Genomic DNA, 18,431 nt, shown 5'->3' with positions numbered 1-18,431 from the left:
ATGTATTCACCAAATAATGACTGATATCGGCAATGGACCTTAAACAGATTCAGTACTTCTTTGCCTTGTTCGAAGATGGGTCGGTGACCCGCGCGGCCAAGCGCCTGAATATCGTGCAGCCGGCACTGAGCATGCAGATTGCCCGACTCGAAGAAGAGTTCGATCAGAAGTTGTTCGAGCGCATTCCACATGGCATGGTCCCCACGCCAGCGGGCCGCATGATGTATCGCCTGTTCCTGCCGATCATGCGTGACATTGCCGGCGCCCGGCAGCAGATGATGCAGCGCGAAGAACAGATGGCGGGGCACATCACCATTGGCATGGTGGCCTCGGAGACCGAGAGCGTGCTGGTGGATTCGCTGGCACGTTTCAACCAGCGATATCCGAACGTGGAGGTGTCCGTTGCGGACGGCATGAGTGCGGCGCTGATGGATCTGGTTGCCGCAGGCCAACTCGATGCAGCCGTGCTTCATTTGCAGCGCGGCCGCCCGTCGCTTCAGGTGCTGCCCATGCACGACGAAGAAATGGTGCTGGTGGCAAGTGCCAGTCACGGCCCGGTGCTGCCGGAATCCGTGGAGATGGCAAGGCTCCCCGCCCTGGAACTCGTGCTACCCACCAAGCGGCACGGCCTGCGCGTGGTGCTCGACACCGCCACGCAGGCCCAGGACGTCACGCTTTCCCCCAAGTTCGAGATCGATATTCTCGGCACCATCGTGCGGTTCGTGGAAGCCACGCGTTTTGTCACAGTGCTTCCGCGCATTATCGTGCAACGTGCGGTGGATGACGGCAGGTTGCGCATGCACACCATCGTCGCGCCGCGCATTGTCCGCCATCTCGTTTGCGTCAGCCATCCACTCAGGCCACTCAGTACTGCAACCGAAGCGTTGATTTCCATCGTCACAGAGGAAATCAAACGCGTATGCGGCGTGCCTGAGTCCAAATAGCGCCGCGCGCATGAGGCCAGGTGTTCCTTCGCGGGCCTGCCAAGAGGCAAGGGCATGCTCTCGGCGGGGATGGATTCGGAGTTCGACTCTGCCCGCGCCGAGCGGCGCGGGGCTTCTCACTGGTTGCCCAAGTCCACAGATACGCGTCGCGGAAACCCGCTCCAAAAAACAAAAACCCCGGAAGACCGCGATCTTCCGGGGTTTCGCCGCCTATACAGATGTACTGGCGGAGACGGAGGGATTCGAACCCTCGATCCGGGTTTTAGCCCAGATGCTCCCTTAGCAGGGGAGTGCCTTCGACCTCTCGGCCACGTCTCCCAAACCTGCGTTGTGCGAGGGAGGCCACACAACGAAGCGCGTATTCTAGCGAGGCAGGTGCGAGTGGTCAATGAATTTTCGATGACTCGTGACAAAAATCACCGCATTCGTCATCGCATTCCAGGACCATAAACCGCGAGGTCCCGCCACGCCAGAAAACTTCAGAACCGGATCACGCCTGATCGAGTTCGAACACCTTGTGCAGCGCGCGCACGGCGAGCTCCATGTACTTCTCGTCGATCAGCACCGAGATCTTGATTTCCGACGTGGAGATCATCTGGATGTTGATGCCCTCTTCCGACAGCGTGCGGAACATCTTGCTGGCGATGCCAACGTGCGAGCGCATGCCAACGCCCACCACCGAGACCTTCGACACCTTCGGGTCGCCCGAGATATTGGCCGCGCCGATATGGGCCTTCACGCTGTCGTTCAGGATCGTCAGCGCGCGTTGATAGTCGCCGCGCGGCACCGTGAACGTGAAGTCGGTCTTGCCGTCCACGGACTGGTTCTGGATGATCATGTCGACGTCGATATTGGCGTCGGCGATCGGGCCCAGGATCTGGTAGGCGATGCCCGGCTTGTCAGGCACGCCCAGCACGGTGATCTTGGCCTCGTCGCGGGCAAAGGCGATGCCGGAGATGACGGCTGCTTCCATTTCAGAATCTTCCTCAAAAGTAATCAGCGTGCCCGAGTGCATTTCCTGCTCGAGCGGCAACAGGGGGTCGGTCAGCGACGACAGCACGCGCGTCTTCACGCGGTACTTGCCGGCGAACTCCACCGAGCGGATCTGCAGCACCTTGGAGCCCAGGCTGGCCATTTCCAGCATTTCCTCGAAGGTGATCTTGTCCAGTCGGCGGGCGTCCTCGACCACGCGCGGATCGGTCGTGTACACGCCATCCACGTCGGTATAGATCAGGCACTCGTCAGCCTCGATGGCAGCGGCAATGGCCACAGCCGAGGTGTCCGAACCGCCACGGCCCAGCGTGGTGATATTGCCGTCGTCGTCGATACCCTGGAAGCCGGTGATAACCACCACCTTGCCTTGCTCCAGGTCACCGAGGATGCGCTCGTCATCGATCGATTCGATGCGGGCCTTGGTGTAGGCCGAGTCGGTCTTCACCGGCACCTGCCACCCCGTGTAGCTAACCGCATCGATGCCTTCGCCGTGCATGGCGATGGCAAGCAGTGCCACGCTGGCCTGCTCGCCCGTGGAGGCCAGCATGTCCAGCTCGCGCGGGTCCGGCTGCGCGGAAATTTCCTTGGCGAGCCCAAGCAGGCGATTGGTCTCGCCCGACATGGCCGAAGGCACCACGACTACGCGGTGACCGGCGCGGTGCCACTTGGCTACGCGCTTGGCGACATTCTTGATGCGTTCCGTGGAACCCATCGAAGTGCCGCCGTATTTGTGAACGATGAGAGCCATCTTCTATCGACGCCAGCGGTTGTGCAAACCGTCGAAGATATACGATCCGGGCTTGCCAGTAAAGGCGCGGAGGCCGAAAACAGCCCTGAAAAAGCCCCGTATTTGCAAATTTTCTTGTGAATAATTTTCACAAGAAGGATTCACAAGGCGTGTCCGGCGCGCAAGGACGGCAGTTCTTTCCACTCCACTCGCCAGCGTGGCGCGCGTGCTGCGTCTGCTGGCCAGCGCCGCTGCATACCAAGGCCGGCGACCATCACGAGCACCGCGTCGGCAGCCGTTCCGCTCCAAAGCAGGGGCAGAAACGTCCGACGCCAGGCAGGGACTCCCGCCTCCTGGTAAGCCTGCTTGAGCGCGCGGGCCGGGCCGCCGGGCCGCAGCACGATGCGCTCGCCGCCCGCCCTGGCGGCAAGGCGCAGCGGCTGCTCCATCACCGCCTGCGGCACACCAAAATCGTCATCGCGCGTGATATGGAGTTCGCCACGCCACGCCGGCACCACGATGCGAGACTCGCCTCGCCAATCGAACAGGAACGGCGCGGGCGTCTCGGCCGGCACGGCACGGCAGGCCAGCACCCGATCGCGAAAGCGGCGCAGGACGAGGCCGTCGTGCGCGATGGCCGGCTCGCCGCCGCCATGCTGGATCAACTGGGCCCGCATCGCGGCCAGACGTGCGGTAGTGGGCGGCTGCGCGCCGAGGTCACGCAGCCAGTGGCGCAGCACTGCATCGGCATGTTCCGATGGCAAGGCGCGCAGGCCAGACAGTTCGAGTTCGGAAAGGGTGTCGGCGTCGCGACCGGACTTGACGAGGTGCGCGAGCGTGCTGGCTGCCTGCGCGTCGAGCATGGCAGCGGCCTGCCCGAAATGCGCGGCGGCCTGCGTCACGTTGCCATCGAGGCCAGGAAACGCCTGGCGTAGCAGTGGAAGCTTGGCGCGCAGCGCATTGCGCGCGAAGCGTGTATCGGCATTGGACGGGTCATCGATCCACGATAGCGACTCGGCCGCGCCATACGCCTCGATATCCGTGCGCGGCACATCGAGCCAGGGACGCAGCAACTGCACGTCGCCCTGCGCGTCGAGCGGCCGGCGCGCCGGCATGCCGGCCATGCCCGCCACGCCGGTTCCACGAAACAGGCGCAGCAGCACCGTTTCCACCTGATCGTCGCGATGATGGGCAAATAGCAGCAGCGTGGCACCCTGCTCGCGACACATGCGTCCCAGCGCCGCGTAGCGGGCACGGCGCGCGGCAGCCTCGATGCCCTCACCCGCTTTCGCTTCCACCACAACGCGTGCGGTCAGAAGCGGCACCTGCCAGCCAGCGCAGCGTTGCTCGCAGAACGCGCTCCACGCATCGGCCTGCACCTGCAGTCCGTGATGGACATGCAGCGCGACGAGACGCACGAGTGGGAACGACTCGGCCAGTGCGGCGCGTGTGGCGTGGAGCAGCGCCACGGAATCGCGGCCGCCTGACAGCGCCACGGCCACCGTCACTGGCGAGGGACCGCCAGAAACAACAAAGGCCGCACCGGCCTGGAGAGCCTGTGCGACCTTCGCGGTCAAAGATTGTTCAACGCTCACGTCATTCCTGGACGCCGGTTTCCTTGAACTTGCCATACGCCATCAGGCGTTCGTGGCGACGCGCCTGCAGTTCCTTGACGCTCATGCCCTGGAACTGGCGCAGCGACTCGGCCAGCGAGCGCTTGAGCATGGCGGCCATGCCCTTGGGATCACGGTGCGCGCCGCCCAGCGGCTCGCTCACGATCTTGTCGATCAGGCCCAACGCCTTCAGGCGGTGCGCGGTCAGGCCCAGCGCCTCGGCGGCTTCCGGTGCCTTCTCGGCAGTCTTCCACAGGATCGACGCGCAGCCTTCCGGCGAGATCACGGCGTACGTGGCGAACTGCGTCATCTGCACGACGTCGCCCACGGCAATCGCCAGTGCGCCGCCCGAGCCGCCTTCGCCAATGATCGTCGCGATCAGCGGCACACGCAGGCCGGCCATCACGAAGAGGTTATGGCCGATGGCTTCGGACTGGCCGCGTTCTTCGGCGTCGATGCCCGGGAATGCGCCCGGCGTATCGACGAACGTGAAGATCGGCAGGCCGAACTTGTCGGCCAGTTCCATCAGGCGCTTGGCCTTGCGGTAGCCCTCGGGCTTCGACATACCGAAGTTGCGCAGCGCGCGCTCCTTCGTGTCACGACCCTTCTGGTGGCCAATCACCATGCAAGCCTGGCCGTTGAAGCGGGCCAGGCCGCCAACGATCGACAGGTCGTCCGCAAATGCGCGGTCGCCATGGAGTTCGTGGAAGTCAGTGAAGATCTCGCGCACGTAGTCCAGCGTGTAAGGACGCTGGGGGTGGCGGGCAATCTGCGCAACCTGCCACGGGGTCAGGTTGGCGTAAATATCCTTGGTCAGTTGCTGGCTCTTGCCAGCCAGCCGCGAAATCTCTTCGGAAATGTCGACAGCCGAATCGTCCTGCACGAAACGCAGTTCTTCGATTTTTGCCTCGAGCTCGGCAATCGGCTGCTCGAAATCCAGGAAGGTAGTTTTCATAAAGCGCGGACCTGTCTGTGAAGGGGCGCATTCTACCGGAAAATTTGCCGGTTACTGCCACCCAATATGTTGATTCTTATGCGCTTTTAGCAGGAATCAACGCCTTCACTACAACAATAAGGGCTTACCCGGTGCCTAATACGTCACGGGTAAGGGATCAAGGCTACGCCACATGTACCACGTGGCAACCGTTCGCCAGGGCTCCCAGTTGGCCGCCACCTCGCGCGCTTCGCTGCGCGTGACCGGCTCGCCACTGAAATAATTGGCCGAGATCGCGTTGATCAATCCTACGTCGTCGAGCGGTAGCACGTTGGGACGCGTCAGGTTGAACATCAGGAACATTTCCGCCGTCCAGCGACCAATGCCACGGATCTGCGTCAATTCGGCGATCACGGCCTCGTCATCCATGCTAGCCCAATCGTCGACATGGACACTGCCCGACTTGAAATGCTGGGCCAGATCCGTGATGTACTCGGCCTTGCGCTTGGACAAGCCGCAGCCAGCCAGTTGCTCGGTGCCCGCCTTCAGGAACTGGGCAGGCGTCACGCGCGGACACAGCGCCGCCAGCCGGTCCCAGACGGATTGCGCGGCCTTGACCGAGATCTGCTGGCCGACGATGGCGCGCGCCAGCGTGATGAACGGATCGCCGCGCGACACCAGATGCGCGGGGCCGTACGTCGGAATCATCTTGCGCAGGATGCGGTCGCGCTTCATCAGGTCGGCGCAGGCTTCGTCCCAGTAGGCGGGACGCTCGGCGTCGATGACGGTCTCGACCGGTAGCGGAACGGCATCCGCTTCGGGCAGCGCTGGCTTGCCTCGCGTGCCAGCCAGCCTGGCAGCCTTCGCGGCCGGCGCTTTCGGCGCCTGACGGGCCGCGGCCTTTCCGGCAGGTGCCGGACCGGTAGCGGCAGTCTTTGGCTTGCGCGCGGCAGCGTTCAAGCACGCCTCCACTCGGTGGCGCCGCCCGGCTTGTCTTCGAGCACCACGCCGGCCTCCAGCAGCTCGGCACGGATGCGGTCTGCTTCGGCGAAATTGCGCCCGGCCTTGGCGGCCTTGCGTGCGGCGATCTGCGCTTCGATCTGCTCGCCGCTGAGCGCGCCCGCCACGCTGCCACCTTGCAGGAAGGTATGCGGATCGCGTTCCAGCAGGCCCAGCGTGCCCGCCAACGCCTTGAGCTGGCGCGCGGCCATGGCCGAGTGGGCGCCACTGGTGCGATTGACCTCGCTGGCCAGGTCGAACAGCACGGACACGGCGATCGGCGTGTTGAAATCGTCGTTCATCGCATCGGCAAAGCGCTTCGCATGGGCTTCTTCCCAATCCACGGCGCAGCCGCCGGGCTGCGATTCCTTGAGTGCCGTGTAGAGGCGCGTCAGAGCATGGCGGGCGTCGTCCAGGTGCGCATCGCTGTAGTTCAGCGGGCTGCGATAGTGCGCGCGCAGGATGAAGAAGCGCACGACTTCGGCATCGTATTCCTTCAGCACATCGCGGATCGTGAAGAAATTGCCGAGTGACTTCGACATCTTCTCGTCGTTCACGCGCACAAAGCCGTTGTGCATCCACATATTGACGAACGGCTTGCCGCTGGCCCCCTCGGACTGCGCAATCTCGTTCTCGTGGTGCGGGAACTGCAGGTCTGCGCCACCGCCGTGGATGTCGAAGTGCTCGCCCAGCAGCGTGCAGCTCATGGCCGAGCACTCGATATGCCAGCCCGGACGCCCGCTACCCCACTTGGAGTCCCACTTGCTTTCGGGCGGCTCGCTTGCCTTGGCGGACTTCCACAACACGAAATCGAGCGGATCCTGCTTGGCGTCGTTGGCGCTCACGCGCTCGCCAGCGCGCAGGTCTTCCAGCGACTTGCCGGACAACTTGCCGTAGCCCGGGAACTTGCGCACCGAGTAATTCACGTCGCCGTCGGCGGCGTGGTACGCCAGCCCCTTGGCCTCCAGCTTCTCGATGATGTTGAGCATCTGCGGCACGTACTCCGTGGCGCGGGGCTCGTAATCCGGACGGATAATGCCCAGCGCAGCCGCATCCTCATGCATGTACTGGATGAAACGGGTGGTCAACTGCCCGATGGTCTCGCCGTTCTCGGCGGCGCGGCGGATGATCTTGTCGTCGATATCGGTGATGTTCTGCACGTACGTCACCTCGTACCCGGCGGCGCGCAGCCAGCGGTGCACCATGTCGAACACCACCATCACGCGCGCGTGGCCCACGTGGCAGTAGTCGTACACGGTCATGCCGCACACGTACATGCGGACCTTGCCGGGTTCGATAGGCACGAGAGGCTGCTTTTCACGCGCGAGCGTGTTGTAGATGTTCAATTGCTGCATGAAGCGGATAGGAGTAGGTGACAGCGGTAGGTGACGGCGCGAAGAACACGTGCGCCATGGCGCGCAGGCCCCATATCTTACCGGAAGCTTTCGGGTCCGGCCGGGGCGCGGGCCGCGCTGCGGACCGGCAACCCAGCGGCGCGTGCTGCACGCCGCGCCGCTTTGCTAGAATGCCGCGGAGTATAACGAACCGCCACGATCTGCCTCTACATGCGCCTGCCTCTGCCCATCCTGCACTTTGCCGCTGCCCGCCGTGGCGCCTCCCTCTCCGCGCTGACCGGCGCCCTGGCGATGGCTGCCACGCTGACGGCCATGCCGGCCGTCGCGCAAAACGGGCCGGTGTCGCTGGAGGCCCCCGCCGCGCCGCCTAGCGGGCTGGCATCGGCAGATCCCGGCATGGCGCCCGCCCAGAAAGCCGTCAACGACAAGCGTTACGAAGACGCCATCAAGGGTTTCGACAAGGTACTGGCCGAGAATCCGCGCAACGTTCAGGCCCGGTTCCAGCGCGCATGGGCCCTGGCCAAGCTGAACCGCGACGATGAAGCCGTGCAGGCATTCTCCGAAATGGCACAGGATTTCCCCGAACTGCCAGAACCGCATAACAATCTTGCCCTGCTCTACGCCAAGCGCGGAGATCTGAAGCGCGCCGAGGCCGAACTGCTGTTGGCGTTGCAGGCCAAGCCAGACTACGCCATCGCGTCGAGCAACCTGGGCGACGTCTATCGCCGGCTGGCCCAGCAGGCCTATGGCGAAGCCGTCCGCCGCAACCCCGCAGATACGCGTGCCGCCGCCAGCCTGCGCCAATTGCAAGGCGCGGAGGCTACGTCCGCCGCACCGGCCAGCGCGCCCGCTGCGGCGCCTGCTGCGCCCGCGTCGCGCGGCAAGACTCCCGCTGCACGGTAGTCAGCCGCCGGGTTCTGCCGCCTCCCTTTTTAGCTCTCTCTGATCGACTGCTTTTGTTCTGAATTCCGGAGTCCAGACATGACCTTCTCCCGCCGCTTTTCCCGACGCATGGCCCTGACCGGTGCCCTGGCCGCCGCAATCGGCCTCAGCCCGCTGGCCGCCCTGGCCCAGGGCGCCAGCCCGGCAGCCGCCGCGCAGAAGACCGAGCGTGTGCAGTTCACCACCAGCGCCGGCAAGTTCACGATCGAGGTGTACCCCGACGCGGCGCCGAAGACCGTGGCCAATTTCATGGAATACGTGAAGAGCGGCTTCTATACCGGCACGATCTTCCACCGCGTGATCAACGGCTTCATGGTCCAGGGCGGCGGCTATGACCGTGACATGAAGGAAAAGCCCACGCGCGCCCCGATTCCGCTGGAGTCCCAGAACGGGCTGAAGAACAAGACGTACACCGTGGCCATGGCGCGCACATCGAACCCGAACTCGGCAACCGCCCAGTTCTTTGTCAATGTGGTGGATAATCCGAACCTCGACTATCCGCAGCCCGATGGCAACGGCTATGCCGTATTCGGCAAGGTGGTGGAAGGCACCGATACGATCGACAAGATGAAGACCACGCCGACCACGGCCTACGGCGCCATGCGCAACGTACCGGCCACCCCGATCGTGATCGAGTCCGCCACCGTCGTCACCAAGTAATATCCGCAACCCGAACACCGAACACCGAGAGGTAACCCCATGAGCAAGGTACAACTCCAGACGACGCAAGGCGTCATCACCATCGAACTGGATGCCGAGAAGGCCCCGAAGTCGGTGGAGAACTTCCTGTCGTACGTGCGCAAGGGCCACTATGACAACACGGTCTTCCACCGCGTGATCAAGAACTTCATGATCCAGGGCGGCGGTTTCGAGCCGGGCATGAAGCAGAAGGACACTGATGCCCCGATCGAGAACGAAGCCGGCAACGGCCTGAAGAACGATCGCTACACCGTGGCAATGGCCCGTACCAACGCGCCCCACTCGGCTACCGCCCAGTTCTTCATCAACGTGGTGGACAACGATTTCCTGAACTTCAGCTCGCCCACGCCGCAAGGCTTCGGCTACGCCGTGTTCGGCAAGGTCGTGGAAGGCACTGACGTCGTGGACGCCATCAAGGGCGTGCGCACCGCCAGCTCGGGCTTCCACCAGGACGTGCCGATGGAAGACGTCGTGATCCAGAAGGCCACGATCGTCGAGTAATTCCGGCAACCCGTGCCATCCGATTGCGGGCATGCCGCTCGTGGTGAACAAGTCAACACGCCCATCCGACACGCATGACCGCAACCACCCACACGCCGGTGGCCGCACCGATTCCGGTGCAGGCGCCGGCGTGGTTCATTTCCGATCTGCACCTGACTCCCGGCATGCCCCGCACGCTGGAGGCATTCGACCAGGTATTGAGCGACGCCGCGCGACACGCGGGCGCCTTGTTCATCCTGGGCGATTTCTTTGAATTCTGGGTCGGGGACGAGGAGACCGACACGCCGTTCGCGGCAGGCGTGGCCGCTGCGCTGCGCCGTGTGGCCGACACCGGCCTGCCGGTCTACCTGATGCATGGCAACCGTGATTTCCTGATCGGCAAGCGCTTTGCCGCCGCCGCAGGCGCCACGCTGCTACCCGATCCCTCCATCATCGACTGCGCCGGCCGCCGCGTGGTACTGAGCCACGGCGACATGCTCTGCACCGATGACGAGCGCTATATGCGCTTCCGGCGCTGGACACGCAAGCGCTGGGTGCAACGGCTGTTCCTGATGTTGCCGCTTTCCACGCGGCTTGGCATTGCGCGGCGCCTGCGCGCCGACAGCGAGGCCGGCCGTGCACGCCAGCCTGCCGATGCACCGCCGCCCACCTATGGCGATGCCGCGTCCGAAGCAGTCGAGAAATTGCTGACAGACAGCGCCGCCAGCACGCTCGTCCACGGCCACACGCACCGGCCGGCCCTGCACGCGCACACTGGTGGTGAACGGTGGGTGCTGACGGATTGGGATCTCGACGGCCGCCACCCACGTGCCGCCGTGTTGCAGCTCGGCGCCAGCGGTTTCAGCGTGCTGCCGCGCGCCTGACTACTTCATCATCTTGCGCAGTTCGCTGGCATCGAAACGGTCGTTCGGGGTGTTCTCGAGATGTTCGCCAAGGCGATCGAGCGCGGCCAGCACGGCCTCGATGCGGTCATGCTGCTTGGCCGCATTGTCGATCAGGCTCTTGAGGGCCAGCGACACTGGATCGTCCGCATTCGGCGTGATGCCGTAGGCCGAGAACTCCTGCTTCGCGCCCTGCTGCGAGGCCGGCGCATCGGGCATGATGATGCGCGCCGGAATACCTACCGCAGTCGCACCGGGCGGCACCGGTTTCAGTACCACGGCATTCGAACCCACGCGGGCGCCATCGCCCACCTCGAACCCGCCCAGCACCTTGGCGCCGGCACTGACCACCACGCCCGTACCCAGCGTCGGATGCCGCTTCTGCCCCTTGTAGAGCGACGTGCCGCCCAACGTCACGCCCTGGTAGATCGTGCAGTCATCGCCAATCTCGGCAGTCTCGCCAATCACCACGCCCATGCCGTGGTCGATGAACACACGTCGCCCCAGCTTTACCGCCGGATGGATCTCGATGCCGGTCAGGAAGCGCGACCAGTGCGAAATCCAGCGCCCCAGCCAATGGAATCCGGACCGCCAGCAGGCATTGGCCACGCGGTGGAACATCACGGCATGCAGGCCCGGATAGCAGGTCAGCACCTCGAGACGGCTGCGCGCGGCGGGGTCCCGCCGCATGATGGCGTCGATTTCTTCCTTCAGGCGAGTGAACATCTTTGTCGTGTCGTGTTGCCGCGCCGATGCGCCATCCATGCAAGAGCACGACGGTCGCCGGCGCGGTCATAAGCGGTAAGCGGGTACTGCGCTCTGTGCGGCCGTGGGGGGACGGTCCGGTCGCATGCGAGCAGCGAGTGTAAGAGATTTGCGAGCCTGCCGCCGCCCCTGACGCTGTCAGGGCCTTTGGGGTCGCAGTGCCCTCAACATCGATCCGGCAGCCGGCAACAGCCGCACGACCCCAGATGGCGGGAGGCGCCTCGGGTATCGTCGTGCGGTGCGAATGCCGGGTAGAAATTCACGGATGGATGTCCTTGTCGATATCGTCGTCAACCTGCCCTGCAGCGTCCGCGCCGGCGGGCTTGCCGCCCGTCAGCAGCATCCGCTTGGCGATGCCGCGCAGGATGTTGACCTCCTCGCGCTCCAGGCCGGCGCGGGCAAACATCCGGCGCAGGCGCGGCATCAGCTTGCGCGGATTGGCAGGATCGAGAAACCCGATAGCCGCCAGCCCCGCCTGCAGATGCCCGAACATCGATTCGATCTGCTCGGTCGTGGCAGGCTCACCAGAATAGCCGATATTGGGCGTGGCGTCCGAGGCCGCCTCGCCGCGCGGCACTTGCCCATCGAGCAGCGCCAGGCGCATTTCGTAGGTGATCAACTGCACCGCCTGCGCGAGATTCAGCGAGCTATAGGCCGGATTGGCCGGGATATGGGTCACGGCGGAGCAGCGCAGCACCGCCTCGTTGGGCAGGCCATAACGCTCGTTGCCGAACACGAAGGCGATCATGGCTGCGTCGTCCGCACCGGCCAGCACCGTGTGTGCCTGCGCCGCCGCCGCACGCGGCAGCAGGCGGGGCGGGCCGAATTCACGCTGGCGCGCCGTCATCGCGACGGTAAAGGCCGTTCCGGCCAGCGCGGTCTCGATATCGGGGACGATACGGGCGCCCGCCAGCACATCGTCCGCGCCACTGGCCATGGCCACGGCATCGGCATGGGCCAACACATCAGGCTCGCGCGGCGACACCAGCACAAGGCCGCCCGGCGCTGCACCGAAGCCCATGGTCTTCATCGCACGCGCCACCGAACCCACGTTGCCCGGGTGGCTTGTCTCCACGAGCACCACACGGACCCGGGAAAAAATGTTCCCCGGATCACACGATGCCGGGGATGCCGGATCTGGTCCGGCCGGTTGATTCAACGCTTCAGTCATTTGGGATGGCCCGTCGTCACCGATTACCGCATCGAGGCGTGCGGCGGGCCGGGTTTCCTATACAATGCTGCCTTCAATTTGCGGCGCGTCGCCAGAACCGGCGGCGCCCCTCGTTCTTCTACAATCCGTTGTGTTGTTCGGCCAACGCCGGGCATTCGCGCATTCCTGACCACCATGCTGGCGGGGACGCCGCGCGATCCATGCCTTGCTGCGCCGTCTGGAGAGATTCATGCATCCGATGCTCAATATCGCCGTCAAGGCGGCCCGCAAGGCGGGTTCCATCATCAACCGTGCGTCGATGGACGTCGACCTGGTGCGCGTTTCGCGCAAACAGCACAACGATTTCGTGACCGAAGTCGACCGCGCAGCCGAAGCGGCGATCATCGAGATCATCAGCACCGCCTACCCCGAGCACGCCATTCTAGCGGAAGAGTCCGGCCAATCCTGGGCCGAAGGCGAAGAGCAGAGCGAATTCACCTGGGTCATCGACCCGCTCGACGGCACGACCAACTTCATCCACGGCTTTCCCCAATACGCGGTTTCGATCGGCCTGCTGCACAAGGGCGTACCCTCGCAGGCGGTGGTCTACGACCCCACGCGTGACGAACTGTTCACGGCCAGCAAGGGCGCCGGCGCGTTCCTGAATAACCGCCGCATCCGCGTGACGCGCCGCGACAAGCTGGCCGACTGCCTGATCGGCACGGGCTTCCCGTTCCGTGATCTCGACGGCATGGACGAGTACCTCGAAATCTTCTCGCTGATGACGCGTAGCTGCGCTGGCCTGCGCCGCCCGGGCGCCGCAGCGCTGGACCTGGCCTATGTGGCCTGCGGCCGCCTGGATGGCTTCTTCGAAACCGGCCTGAAACCGTGGGACATGGCAGCCGGCATGCTGCTGATCACCGAGGCCGGCGGCCTGGTGGGCAACTACGCTGGCGAATCGCGCCAGATGGAACAAGGCGAAGTGCTGGCCGGCAACCCGAAGGCATTTGCGCAGATGGTGCGCCTGCTGACGCCGTTCTCGCTGGACAACGCCAAGCCGAAGCTGAAGCCGATCCAGGACTGATCTTCGCCGGGGGGGCGCCGTCAGGCGCTCCTGTCGAGGGTACAGGCCGTGGGCAGGTAGTTCTGTTTGAAACCATCGCTGCCGCCTCGCACCGCGCAGTTCCACGTCCCATCGGTCAGCCGCCCCACCGTGATACGCGTGTTGCGGGCGGCCACATGCACATCGCCATCCAGCAACACCACGATGGCACCAGACCCATCCGCGTTGAACACGAAAGTATTAGGCGTGGCGGTCAGCGGCGACTGGATATAGCCCAGTGCGTCCCTGGCATCGGGGAATGCATGCACGCCGTGCTGCAGCCGCTCCTCCACCGGGATCTTGTAGGCCGATGCCTCCCAGAACGCTCGCGCCACCTGCGCCTTGACCGTGTAATCCTGGTAGGTCGGGATGGCAATGGCGGCCAGGATCCCGATGATTGCCACCACGATCATCAATTCGATCAGCGCAAAACCCCTTTCGAGCCTGCCGCGCTTTCTTTCGGATTGTTCCGGCCCCATTCCCGCTTTCTTGCTGCGCATACTTACTCGTCCCGTTGTCGGCGTTTTATTGGATTCGTGCCGGTGCCTGCGGTCCTATCCAAGCTTTGTGCCATGTCTGAACGACCCCGGAAGTGACAAATTCTGTCCGCCGGTCACGTCGCGCGTACCTTCGGGCTGACAAGTTCGATGTGCGCTGCCGGACCAGGTGACAAATCCCGGCATGCTGCACTTCGCCAAGAAGCGTCCCACCAAAAATTCGTCAGAGGCGAAACGTCTCATTCAAAAATGAGAATCCGCCGCATGGGCCGAGGGTTGACCAGGCAGTAAAATGCCGCTTTGCGCCACGGAAGGAATGGCTTGGCCGCGCGGATGCCCCGAGGCATCCGGACGTACCGCCAGCCATCCCCGATGTGGCAACCGATACACCGGCGGCCCTGCCAGACCGCCCGCGAGGAACGCATGTCCGCAGAAACCCTTTCCAACCTTCCCGCAACCGACAGCGCCACGGTCGGCGACAACCGCTCTGACGCCGTTGACGCAATAGCCACCCAAGGCGACTCGGCTGTCCCGGAACATTCCGAGAAGCCGGCCAAGACGGCCAAGGTGGATAAAGCGGCCAAGTCCGGGCAAGCCGAAAAACTCTCCCCGATGATGCAGCAGTACACCGGCATCAAGGCGGACCACCCGGACACGCTGCTTTTCTACCGGATGGGCGACTTCTACGAGCTGTTCCATGACGACGCCGAGAAGGCCGCTCGGCTGCTCGACATCACGCTGACCGCACGCGGCCAGTCCGGTGGCGTACCCATCCGCATGGCGGGCATCCCCTTCCACTCGGCGGATCAGTACCTCGCACGACTGGTCAAGCTGGGCGAATCCGTGGCGATCTGCGAGCAGATTGGCGACCCGGCCACCAGCAAGGGGCCGGTCGAGCGCAAGGTCGTGCGAATCGTGACGCCGGGCACGTTGACCGATGCCGCGCTGCTGTCGGACAAGGTCGACTCGTTCCTGATGGCCGTCCACCAGCAGACCACGCGACGCGGCGTCAGCAAGACCGGTCTTGCATGGCTGAACCTCGCCAGCGGCGAACTGCGGCTGATGGAATGCGATGGCGCGCAACTGTCGCGCGAACTGGAACGTGTCCGCCCCGCCGAACTGCTTTACGCCGATGGCATCGAACTGCCCGCCCTGGCCTGTGCGCGCACGCGGCTGCCCGAATGGCATTTCGACCAGGAAGCCGGCACGCGGCGCCTGCGCGAGCAGATCGGTGTCGCCAGCCTGGAGCCGTTCGGCTGCGCAGGACTTGGCGCGGCACTGGGTGCTGCGGGCGCGCTGCTCAACTACGCGGCAAGTACGCAGGGCCAGTCCTTGCGCCACGTGCAAGGCGTGACCGTCGAGCGCGAATCGGAGTTCGTGGGCATCGACACCGCCACGCGCCGCAATCTCGAACTGACCGAGACGCTACGCGGCGGCGAATCGCCCACGCTGTTCTCGCTGCTCGACACCTGCTCCACGACAATGGGCAGCCGCGCGTTGCGGCACTGGCTCCATCATCCGCTGCGCGATCCGGCACTGCCGCGTGCCCGTCAGCAAGCCATTGGCGCGCTCATCTCACAAGACCCCGACGCTGTCCGGTCGCATCTACGCAAGCTGTGCGACGTCGAGCGCATCACGGCGCGGCTCGCACTGCTGTCGGCACGGCCGCGAGACCTGTCGGCCCTGCGGGATACGCTGCGTGGCCTGCCGCTGGTACAGGCCAGTGTCACCTTGGCCGATGACGCCGCGCTGCTGGCCGAGACGCTCGAGGAACTCGATGTCCCGCAAGACTGCCTGGATCTGCTGGCGAGCGCCGTGGCAGACGAGCCGTCGACCGTGATTCGCGACGGCGGCGTGATCGCGCGCGGCTATGACGCGGAGCTAGACGAACTGCGCGACATCTCAGAAAACTGCGGGCAATTCCTGATCAGCCTGGAAACCCGCGAGCGCGAACGCACCGGCATTTCCAATCTGCGCGTCGAGTACAACCGCGTGCATGGCTTCTATATCGAGGTCACGAACGGACAAGCCGACAAGGTACCCGACGACTACCGGCGCCGCCAGACGCTCAAGAACGCCGAGCGCTACATCACGCCAGAACTGAAAGCCTTCGAGGACAAGGCGCTGTCGGCGCAGGACCGTGCGCTGGCACGCGAGAAACAGTTGTACGAGGCGCTGCTCCAGACGCTGCTGCCGCATATCGGCAGCCTGCGTCGCGTGGCCGCCGCGCTGGCGCGTCTCGACGTGCTGGCCACGCTCGCGGAGCGCGCGCGAACGCTGGACTGGACACAGCCGGAACGCGTGACCGAGAACGTGATCGACATCTCGCAGGGCCGGCATCCGGTGGTCGAGGGCCAACTGGCGGCGGAGTCGGTCGCGTTTATCGCCAATGACTGCCACCTCACGGAGGCGCGCAAGCTGCTGCTGATCACCGGCCCGAACATGGGCGGCAAGTCGACGTTCATGCGCCAGACCGCGCTGATCGTGTTGCTGGCCTGCGTGGGCGCCTGGGTGCCCGCACGCCGCGCCGTGATCGGTCCCGTCGATCGCATCTTCACGCGCATTGGCGCCGCCGACGATCTGGCGGGCGGGCGCTCGACGTTCATGGTCGAGATGACCGAGGCCGCCGGCATCCTGCACAACGCCACACCGTCGAGCCTTGTCCTGATGGATGAAATCGGACGCGGTACATCGACGTTCGATGGCCTGGCACTGGCGTGGGCCATCGCGCGGCACCTGCTGTCGCACAACCGCAGCCATACGCTGTTCGCCACGCACTACTTCGAATTGACGCAGCTGCCGCAGGAGTTCCCGCAGGCCGCCAACGTCCACCTGTCCGCTGTGGAGCATGGCGACGGCATCGTGTTCCTGCATGCGGTGCAGGACGGTCCGGCGAGCCAGAGCTACGGCCTGCAGGTGGCGCAGTTGGCTGGCGTGCCACAGCCGGTGATTCGTGCCGCGCGCAAACATCTGGCGTGGCTCGAACAGCAGTCGGCCGATGCCACGCCGACACCGCAGATGGACCTGTTCGCCGCACCGGCCACGCCGCTGGACGACGAGATGGAAGTGCCCGCGCCGATGCAGACACAGGTCATGGGCGAATCTTCCGCTGCGCTCGACGCGTTGGAGGAAATCGATCCGGACAACCTGTCGCCGCGCGATGCGCTGGAAGCGTTGTACCGGCTCAAGACGCTCGCGCAGTCCGCTACCCGGCCATGACGGCACCTTGCCCGACTGGCTCGACCTGCCATGGCCGGCGCGCGCTCGGCGTCGCGCTCCTGACCGTCGTATGCAGCGCGTGGCTGAGCATACCCGGCCCGGCCTACGCCGCTCGTACCACTGCGGTTCGTCCCCCGCCCGCGCCGGTGGTCCAGCCGACGCGTATCGGACTGATTGCCGACGTGCCGCAATGGCCGGAGGCCGAGACTGACGCCTCTGCGCTGTTCGATCTGATGAACGCCCGACAGATGGCGCTGATCATCCATGCAGGTGGCATCAAGGGCGATACCGAATCGTGTGCGGACACCATTCTGGGTGCGCGGCAGCGCGTGCTGGATGACTCGCCTGCCCCGCTGCTCTTCGTGCCCGGAGAAACCGACTGGGCCGAATGCCACAAGCCCGTCAACGGCAAGTTCGACGCCGTTGAGCGCCTGAACCGCCTGCGCGAACTGTATTTTCCGGTGGACACGACGCTGGGCCGTCGAACGCTGCCGGTGATCCGGCAGTCGGACCAGGCGATGTTCCGCAGCTTCCGCGAGAACGTGCGGCTGATAGTGGGTGGCGTGATGGTAGTGGGCCTGAACCTGCCCGGCGACAACAACCACTATCGGAGCGAGGGCGGCCGAAACGGCGAGTTCGAGGACCGTCGCGAAGCCAACCGGCAATGGCTGCATCGCGCGTTCTCGGTGGCCAAGCAACGCGACCTGCCCGGCATCCTGGTGGTGGCGCATGCCGACCCGGAGTTCGGGAATGGTTGGGAAAAGCGCGGCAAGCCGTCGCTGCTCGATGGCTTCATGCGACGTGGCACCCGCGACGGCTATCTGGAATTCAAGAATCAGATGCGCGAACTCAGCGCAAAATTTCCGGGACAGGTGCTGCTGATACACGCCAGCGACAGCGGCTTCAGCATCGACAAACCCCTGAAGGACAAGGACGGCAAGATCCTCGGCAATTTCACGCGCGTATCGCTCCCGATCGGGACGCCAGCCCGTTGGGTCGAATTGACTGTCACGCCCAACACACGATCGGTTTTCCAGGTGACGCTGCAGGATGGGCCGAAAAACAACTGACCAGGATCAAACGAAGTGGATGGCAGACAAACAGTCTGCG

General features: G+C 64.6%; 16 protein-coding genes and 1 tRNA gene. 8 read left to right on the top strand and 9 right to left on the bottom strand.

The features are described from left to right. Positions 1–32: 32 nt before the first annotated feature. Positions 33–944: a LysR family transcriptional regulator gene (locus tag GA566_RS05270; protein WP_137928490.1), complete on the top strand. Its 912-nt coding sequence runs from the start codon at positions 33–35 to the stop codon at positions 942–944. Between the two features lie 224 nt (positions 945–1,168). Here the strand turns inward: GA566_RS05270 and GA566_RS05265 are convergent. The 6 genes from GA566_RS05265 to cysS all read right to left on the bottom strand — a co-directional run bounded on the left by GA566_RS05265 (position 1,169) and on the right by cysS (position 7,565). Further along, a tRNA-Ser gene (locus GA566_RS05265) sits at positions 1,169–1,262 on the bottom strand. Between the two features lie 172 nt (positions 1,263–1,434). Beyond that, on the bottom strand, positions 1,435–2,685 hold the full coding sequence (locus GA566_RS05260) for an aspartate kinase (protein ID WP_137926290.1): 1,251 nt from the start codon (positions 2,683–2,685) through the stop codon (positions 1,435–1,437). Positions 2,686–2,825: 140 nt separating this feature from the next. Beyond that, positions 2,826–4,295: a tRNA lysidine(34) synthetase TilS gene (tilS, locus tag GA566_RS05255; protein ID WP_202126662.1), complete on the bottom strand. Its 1,470-nt coding sequence runs from the start codon at positions 4,293–4,295 to the stop codon at positions 2,826–2,828. Then, positions 4,261–5,232, bottom strand: a complete 972-nt coding sequence (locus tag GA566_RS05250) for an acetyl-CoA carboxylase carboxyltransferase subunit alpha (RefSeq protein ID WP_137926289.1) — start codon at positions 5,230–5,232, stop codon at positions 4,261–4,263. Before GA566_RS05250 ends, tilS begins: the two co-directional genes overlap by 35 nt. A 135-nt stretch (positions 5,233–5,367) precedes the next feature. Next, positions 5,368–6,171, bottom strand: coding sequence for a DNA-3-methyladenine glycosylase (locus tag GA566_RS05245; protein WP_160471881.1), 804 nt, complete (start codon positions 6,169–6,171; stop codon positions 5,368–5,370). Continuing rightward, positions 6,168–7,565 (bottom strand): cysteine--tRNA ligase, encoded by a 1,398-nt coding sequence (cysS, locus tag GA566_RS05240; RefSeq protein ID WP_137926287.1) that lies wholly within the window; start codon positions 7,563–7,565, stop codon positions 6,168–6,170. The genes GA566_RS05245 and cysS overlap by 4 nt, the downstream gene beginning before the upstream one ends. A gap of 210 nt (positions 7,566–7,775) precedes the next feature. Here cysS and GA566_RS05235 point away from each other — a divergent pair, with 210 nt between their 5' ends. The 4 genes from GA566_RS05235 (at position 7,776) to GA566_RS05220 (ending at position 10,570) form a co-directional block, all read left to right on the top strand. Further along, positions 7,776–8,468: a tetratricopeptide repeat protein gene (locus tag GA566_RS05235; protein ID WP_160471879.1), complete on the top strand. Its 693-nt coding sequence runs from the start codon at positions 7,776–7,778 to the stop codon at positions 8,466–8,468. Positions 8,469–8,546: 78 nt separating this feature from the next. After that, a complete protein-coding gene (locus tag GA566_RS05230; RefSeq protein ID WP_137926285.1) occupies positions 8,547–9,167 on the top strand; it encodes a peptidylprolyl isomerase in 621 nt (206 codons plus the stop codon). 39 nt (positions 9,168–9,206) lie between these two features. After that, positions 9,207–9,707 (top strand): peptidylprolyl isomerase, encoded by a 501-nt coding sequence (locus tag GA566_RS05225; RefSeq protein WP_137926284.1) that lies wholly within the window; start codon positions 9,207–9,209, stop codon positions 9,705–9,707. Between the two features lie 74 nt (positions 9,708–9,781). Further along, on the top strand, positions 9,782–10,570 hold the full coding sequence (locus GA566_RS05220) for a UDP-2,3-diacylglucosamine diphosphatase (RefSeq protein WP_137926283.1): 789 nt from the start codon (positions 9,782–9,784) through the stop codon (positions 10,568–10,570). On the opposite strand, the gene cysE is transcribed toward GA566_RS05220, so the two are convergent. Together cysE and GA566_RS05210 are read right to left on the bottom strand one after the other, a co-directional pair. Further along, entirely contained in the window at positions 10,571–11,314 is a 744-nt protein-coding gene (gene cysE / locus GA566_RS05215) for a serine O-acetyltransferase (protein WP_137926282.1), read from the bottom strand. A gap of 298 nt (positions 11,315–11,612) precedes the next feature. After that, positions 11,613–12,524 carry an RNA methyltransferase gene (locus GA566_RS05210; protein ID WP_160471877.1) on the bottom strand — a complete coding sequence of 304 codons (912 nt, stop codon included), beginning with the start codon at positions 12,522–12,524 and terminating at the stop codon, positions 11,613–11,615. A gap of 229 nt (positions 12,525–12,753) precedes the next feature. Here GA566_RS05210 and GA566_RS05205 point away from each other — a divergent pair, with 229 nt between their 5' ends. After that, complete coding sequence (locus GA566_RS05205) at positions 12,754–13,587, top strand: inositol monophosphatase family protein (protein ID WP_137926280.1); 834 nt, start codon at positions 12,754–12,756, stop codon at positions 13,585–13,587. A gap of 20 nt (positions 13,588–13,607) precedes the next feature. On the opposite strand, the gene GA566_RS33185 is transcribed toward GA566_RS05205, so the two are convergent. Continuing rightward, positions 13,608–14,105 (bottom strand): pilin, encoded by a 498-nt coding sequence (locus GA566_RS33185; RefSeq protein WP_304523589.1) that lies wholly within the window; start codon positions 14,103–14,105, stop codon positions 13,608–13,610. Between the two features lie 609 nt (positions 14,106–14,714). On the opposite strand from GA566_RS33185, the gene mutS reads away from it, so the two are divergent. Beyond that, complete coding sequence (mutS, locus tag GA566_RS05195; RefSeq protein WP_171020443.1) at positions 14,715–17,321, top strand: DNA mismatch repair protein MutS; 2,607 nt, start codon at positions 14,715–14,717, stop codon at positions 17,319–17,321. Beyond that, positions 17,318–18,391, top strand: a complete 1,074-nt coding sequence (locus GA566_RS05190) for a hypothetical protein (protein ID WP_237380061.1) — start codon at positions 17,318–17,320, stop codon at positions 18,389–18,391. Before mutS ends, GA566_RS05190 begins: the two co-directional genes overlap by 4 nt. Positions 18,392–18,431: the final 40 nt, after the last annotated feature.

The organism is Cupriavidus sp. SW-Y-13 (assembly GCF_009793345.1).
Lineage (GTDB): Bacteria > Pseudomonadota > Gammaproteobacteria > Burkholderiales > Burkholderiaceae > Cupriavidus.
The sequence above is the reverse complement of the archived record's forward strand: the minus strand, read 5'-3'. Positions and strand labels throughout refer to the sequence as shown.

Excerpts from the sequence above, each read along its gene's own strand:
- GA566_RS05270 (WP_137928490.1), top strand. The coding sequence starts at position 33 with ATGGACCTTAAACAGATTCAGTACTTCTTTGCCTTGTTCGAAGATGGG.
- GA566_RS05260 (WP_137926290.1), bottom strand. The coding sequence starts at position 2,685 with ATGGCTCTCATCGTTCACAAATACGGCGGCACTTCGATGGGTTCCACG.
- tilS (WP_202126662.1), bottom strand. The coding sequence starts at position 4,295 with ATGGCAAGTTCAAGGAAACCGGCGTCCAGGAATGACGTGAGCGTTGAA.
- GA566_RS05250 (WP_137926289.1), bottom strand. The coding sequence starts at position 5,232 with ATGAAAACTACCTTCCTGGATTTCGAGCAGCCGATTGCCGAGCTCGAG.
- cysS (WP_137926287.1), bottom strand. The coding sequence starts at position 7,565 with ATGCAGCAATTGAACATCTACAACACGCTCGCGCGTGAAAAGCAGCCT.
- GA566_RS05235 (WP_160471879.1), top strand. The coding sequence starts at position 7,776 with ATGCGCCTGCCTCTGCCCATCCTGCACTTTGCCGCTGCCCGCCGTGGC.
- GA566_RS05230 (WP_137926285.1), top strand. The coding sequence starts at position 8,547 with ATGACCTTCTCCCGCCGCTTTTCCCGACGCATGGCCCTGACCGGTGCC.
- GA566_RS05225 (WP_137926284.1), top strand. The coding sequence starts at position 9,207 with ATGAGCAAGGTACAACTCCAGACGACGCAAGGCGTCATCACCATCGAA.
- GA566_RS05220 (WP_137926283.1), top strand. The coding sequence starts at position 9,782 with ATGACCGCAACCACCCACACGCCGGTGGCCGCACCGATTCCGGTGCAG.
- cysE (WP_137926282.1), bottom strand. The coding sequence starts at position 11,314 with ATGTTCACTCGCCTGAAGGAAGAAATCGACGCCATCATGCGGCGGGAC.
- GA566_RS05210 (WP_160471877.1), bottom strand. The coding sequence starts at position 12,524 with ATGACTGAAGCGTTGAATCAACCGGCCGGACCAGATCCGGCATCCCCG.
- GA566_RS05205 (WP_137926280.1), top strand. The coding sequence starts at position 12,754 with ATGCATCCGATGCTCAATATCGCCGTCAAGGCGGCCCGCAAGGCGGGT.
- GA566_RS33185 (WP_304523589.1), bottom strand. The coding sequence starts at position 14,105 with ATGCGCAGCAAGAAAGCGGGAATGGGGCCGGAACAATCCGAAAGAAAG.
- mutS (WP_171020443.1), top strand. The coding sequence starts at position 14,715 with ATGATGCAGCAGTACACCGGCATCAAGGCGGACCACCCGGACACGCTG.
- GA566_RS05190 (WP_237380061.1), top strand. The coding sequence starts at position 17,318 with ATGACGGCACCTTGCCCGACTGGCTCGACCTGCCATGGCCGGCGCGCG.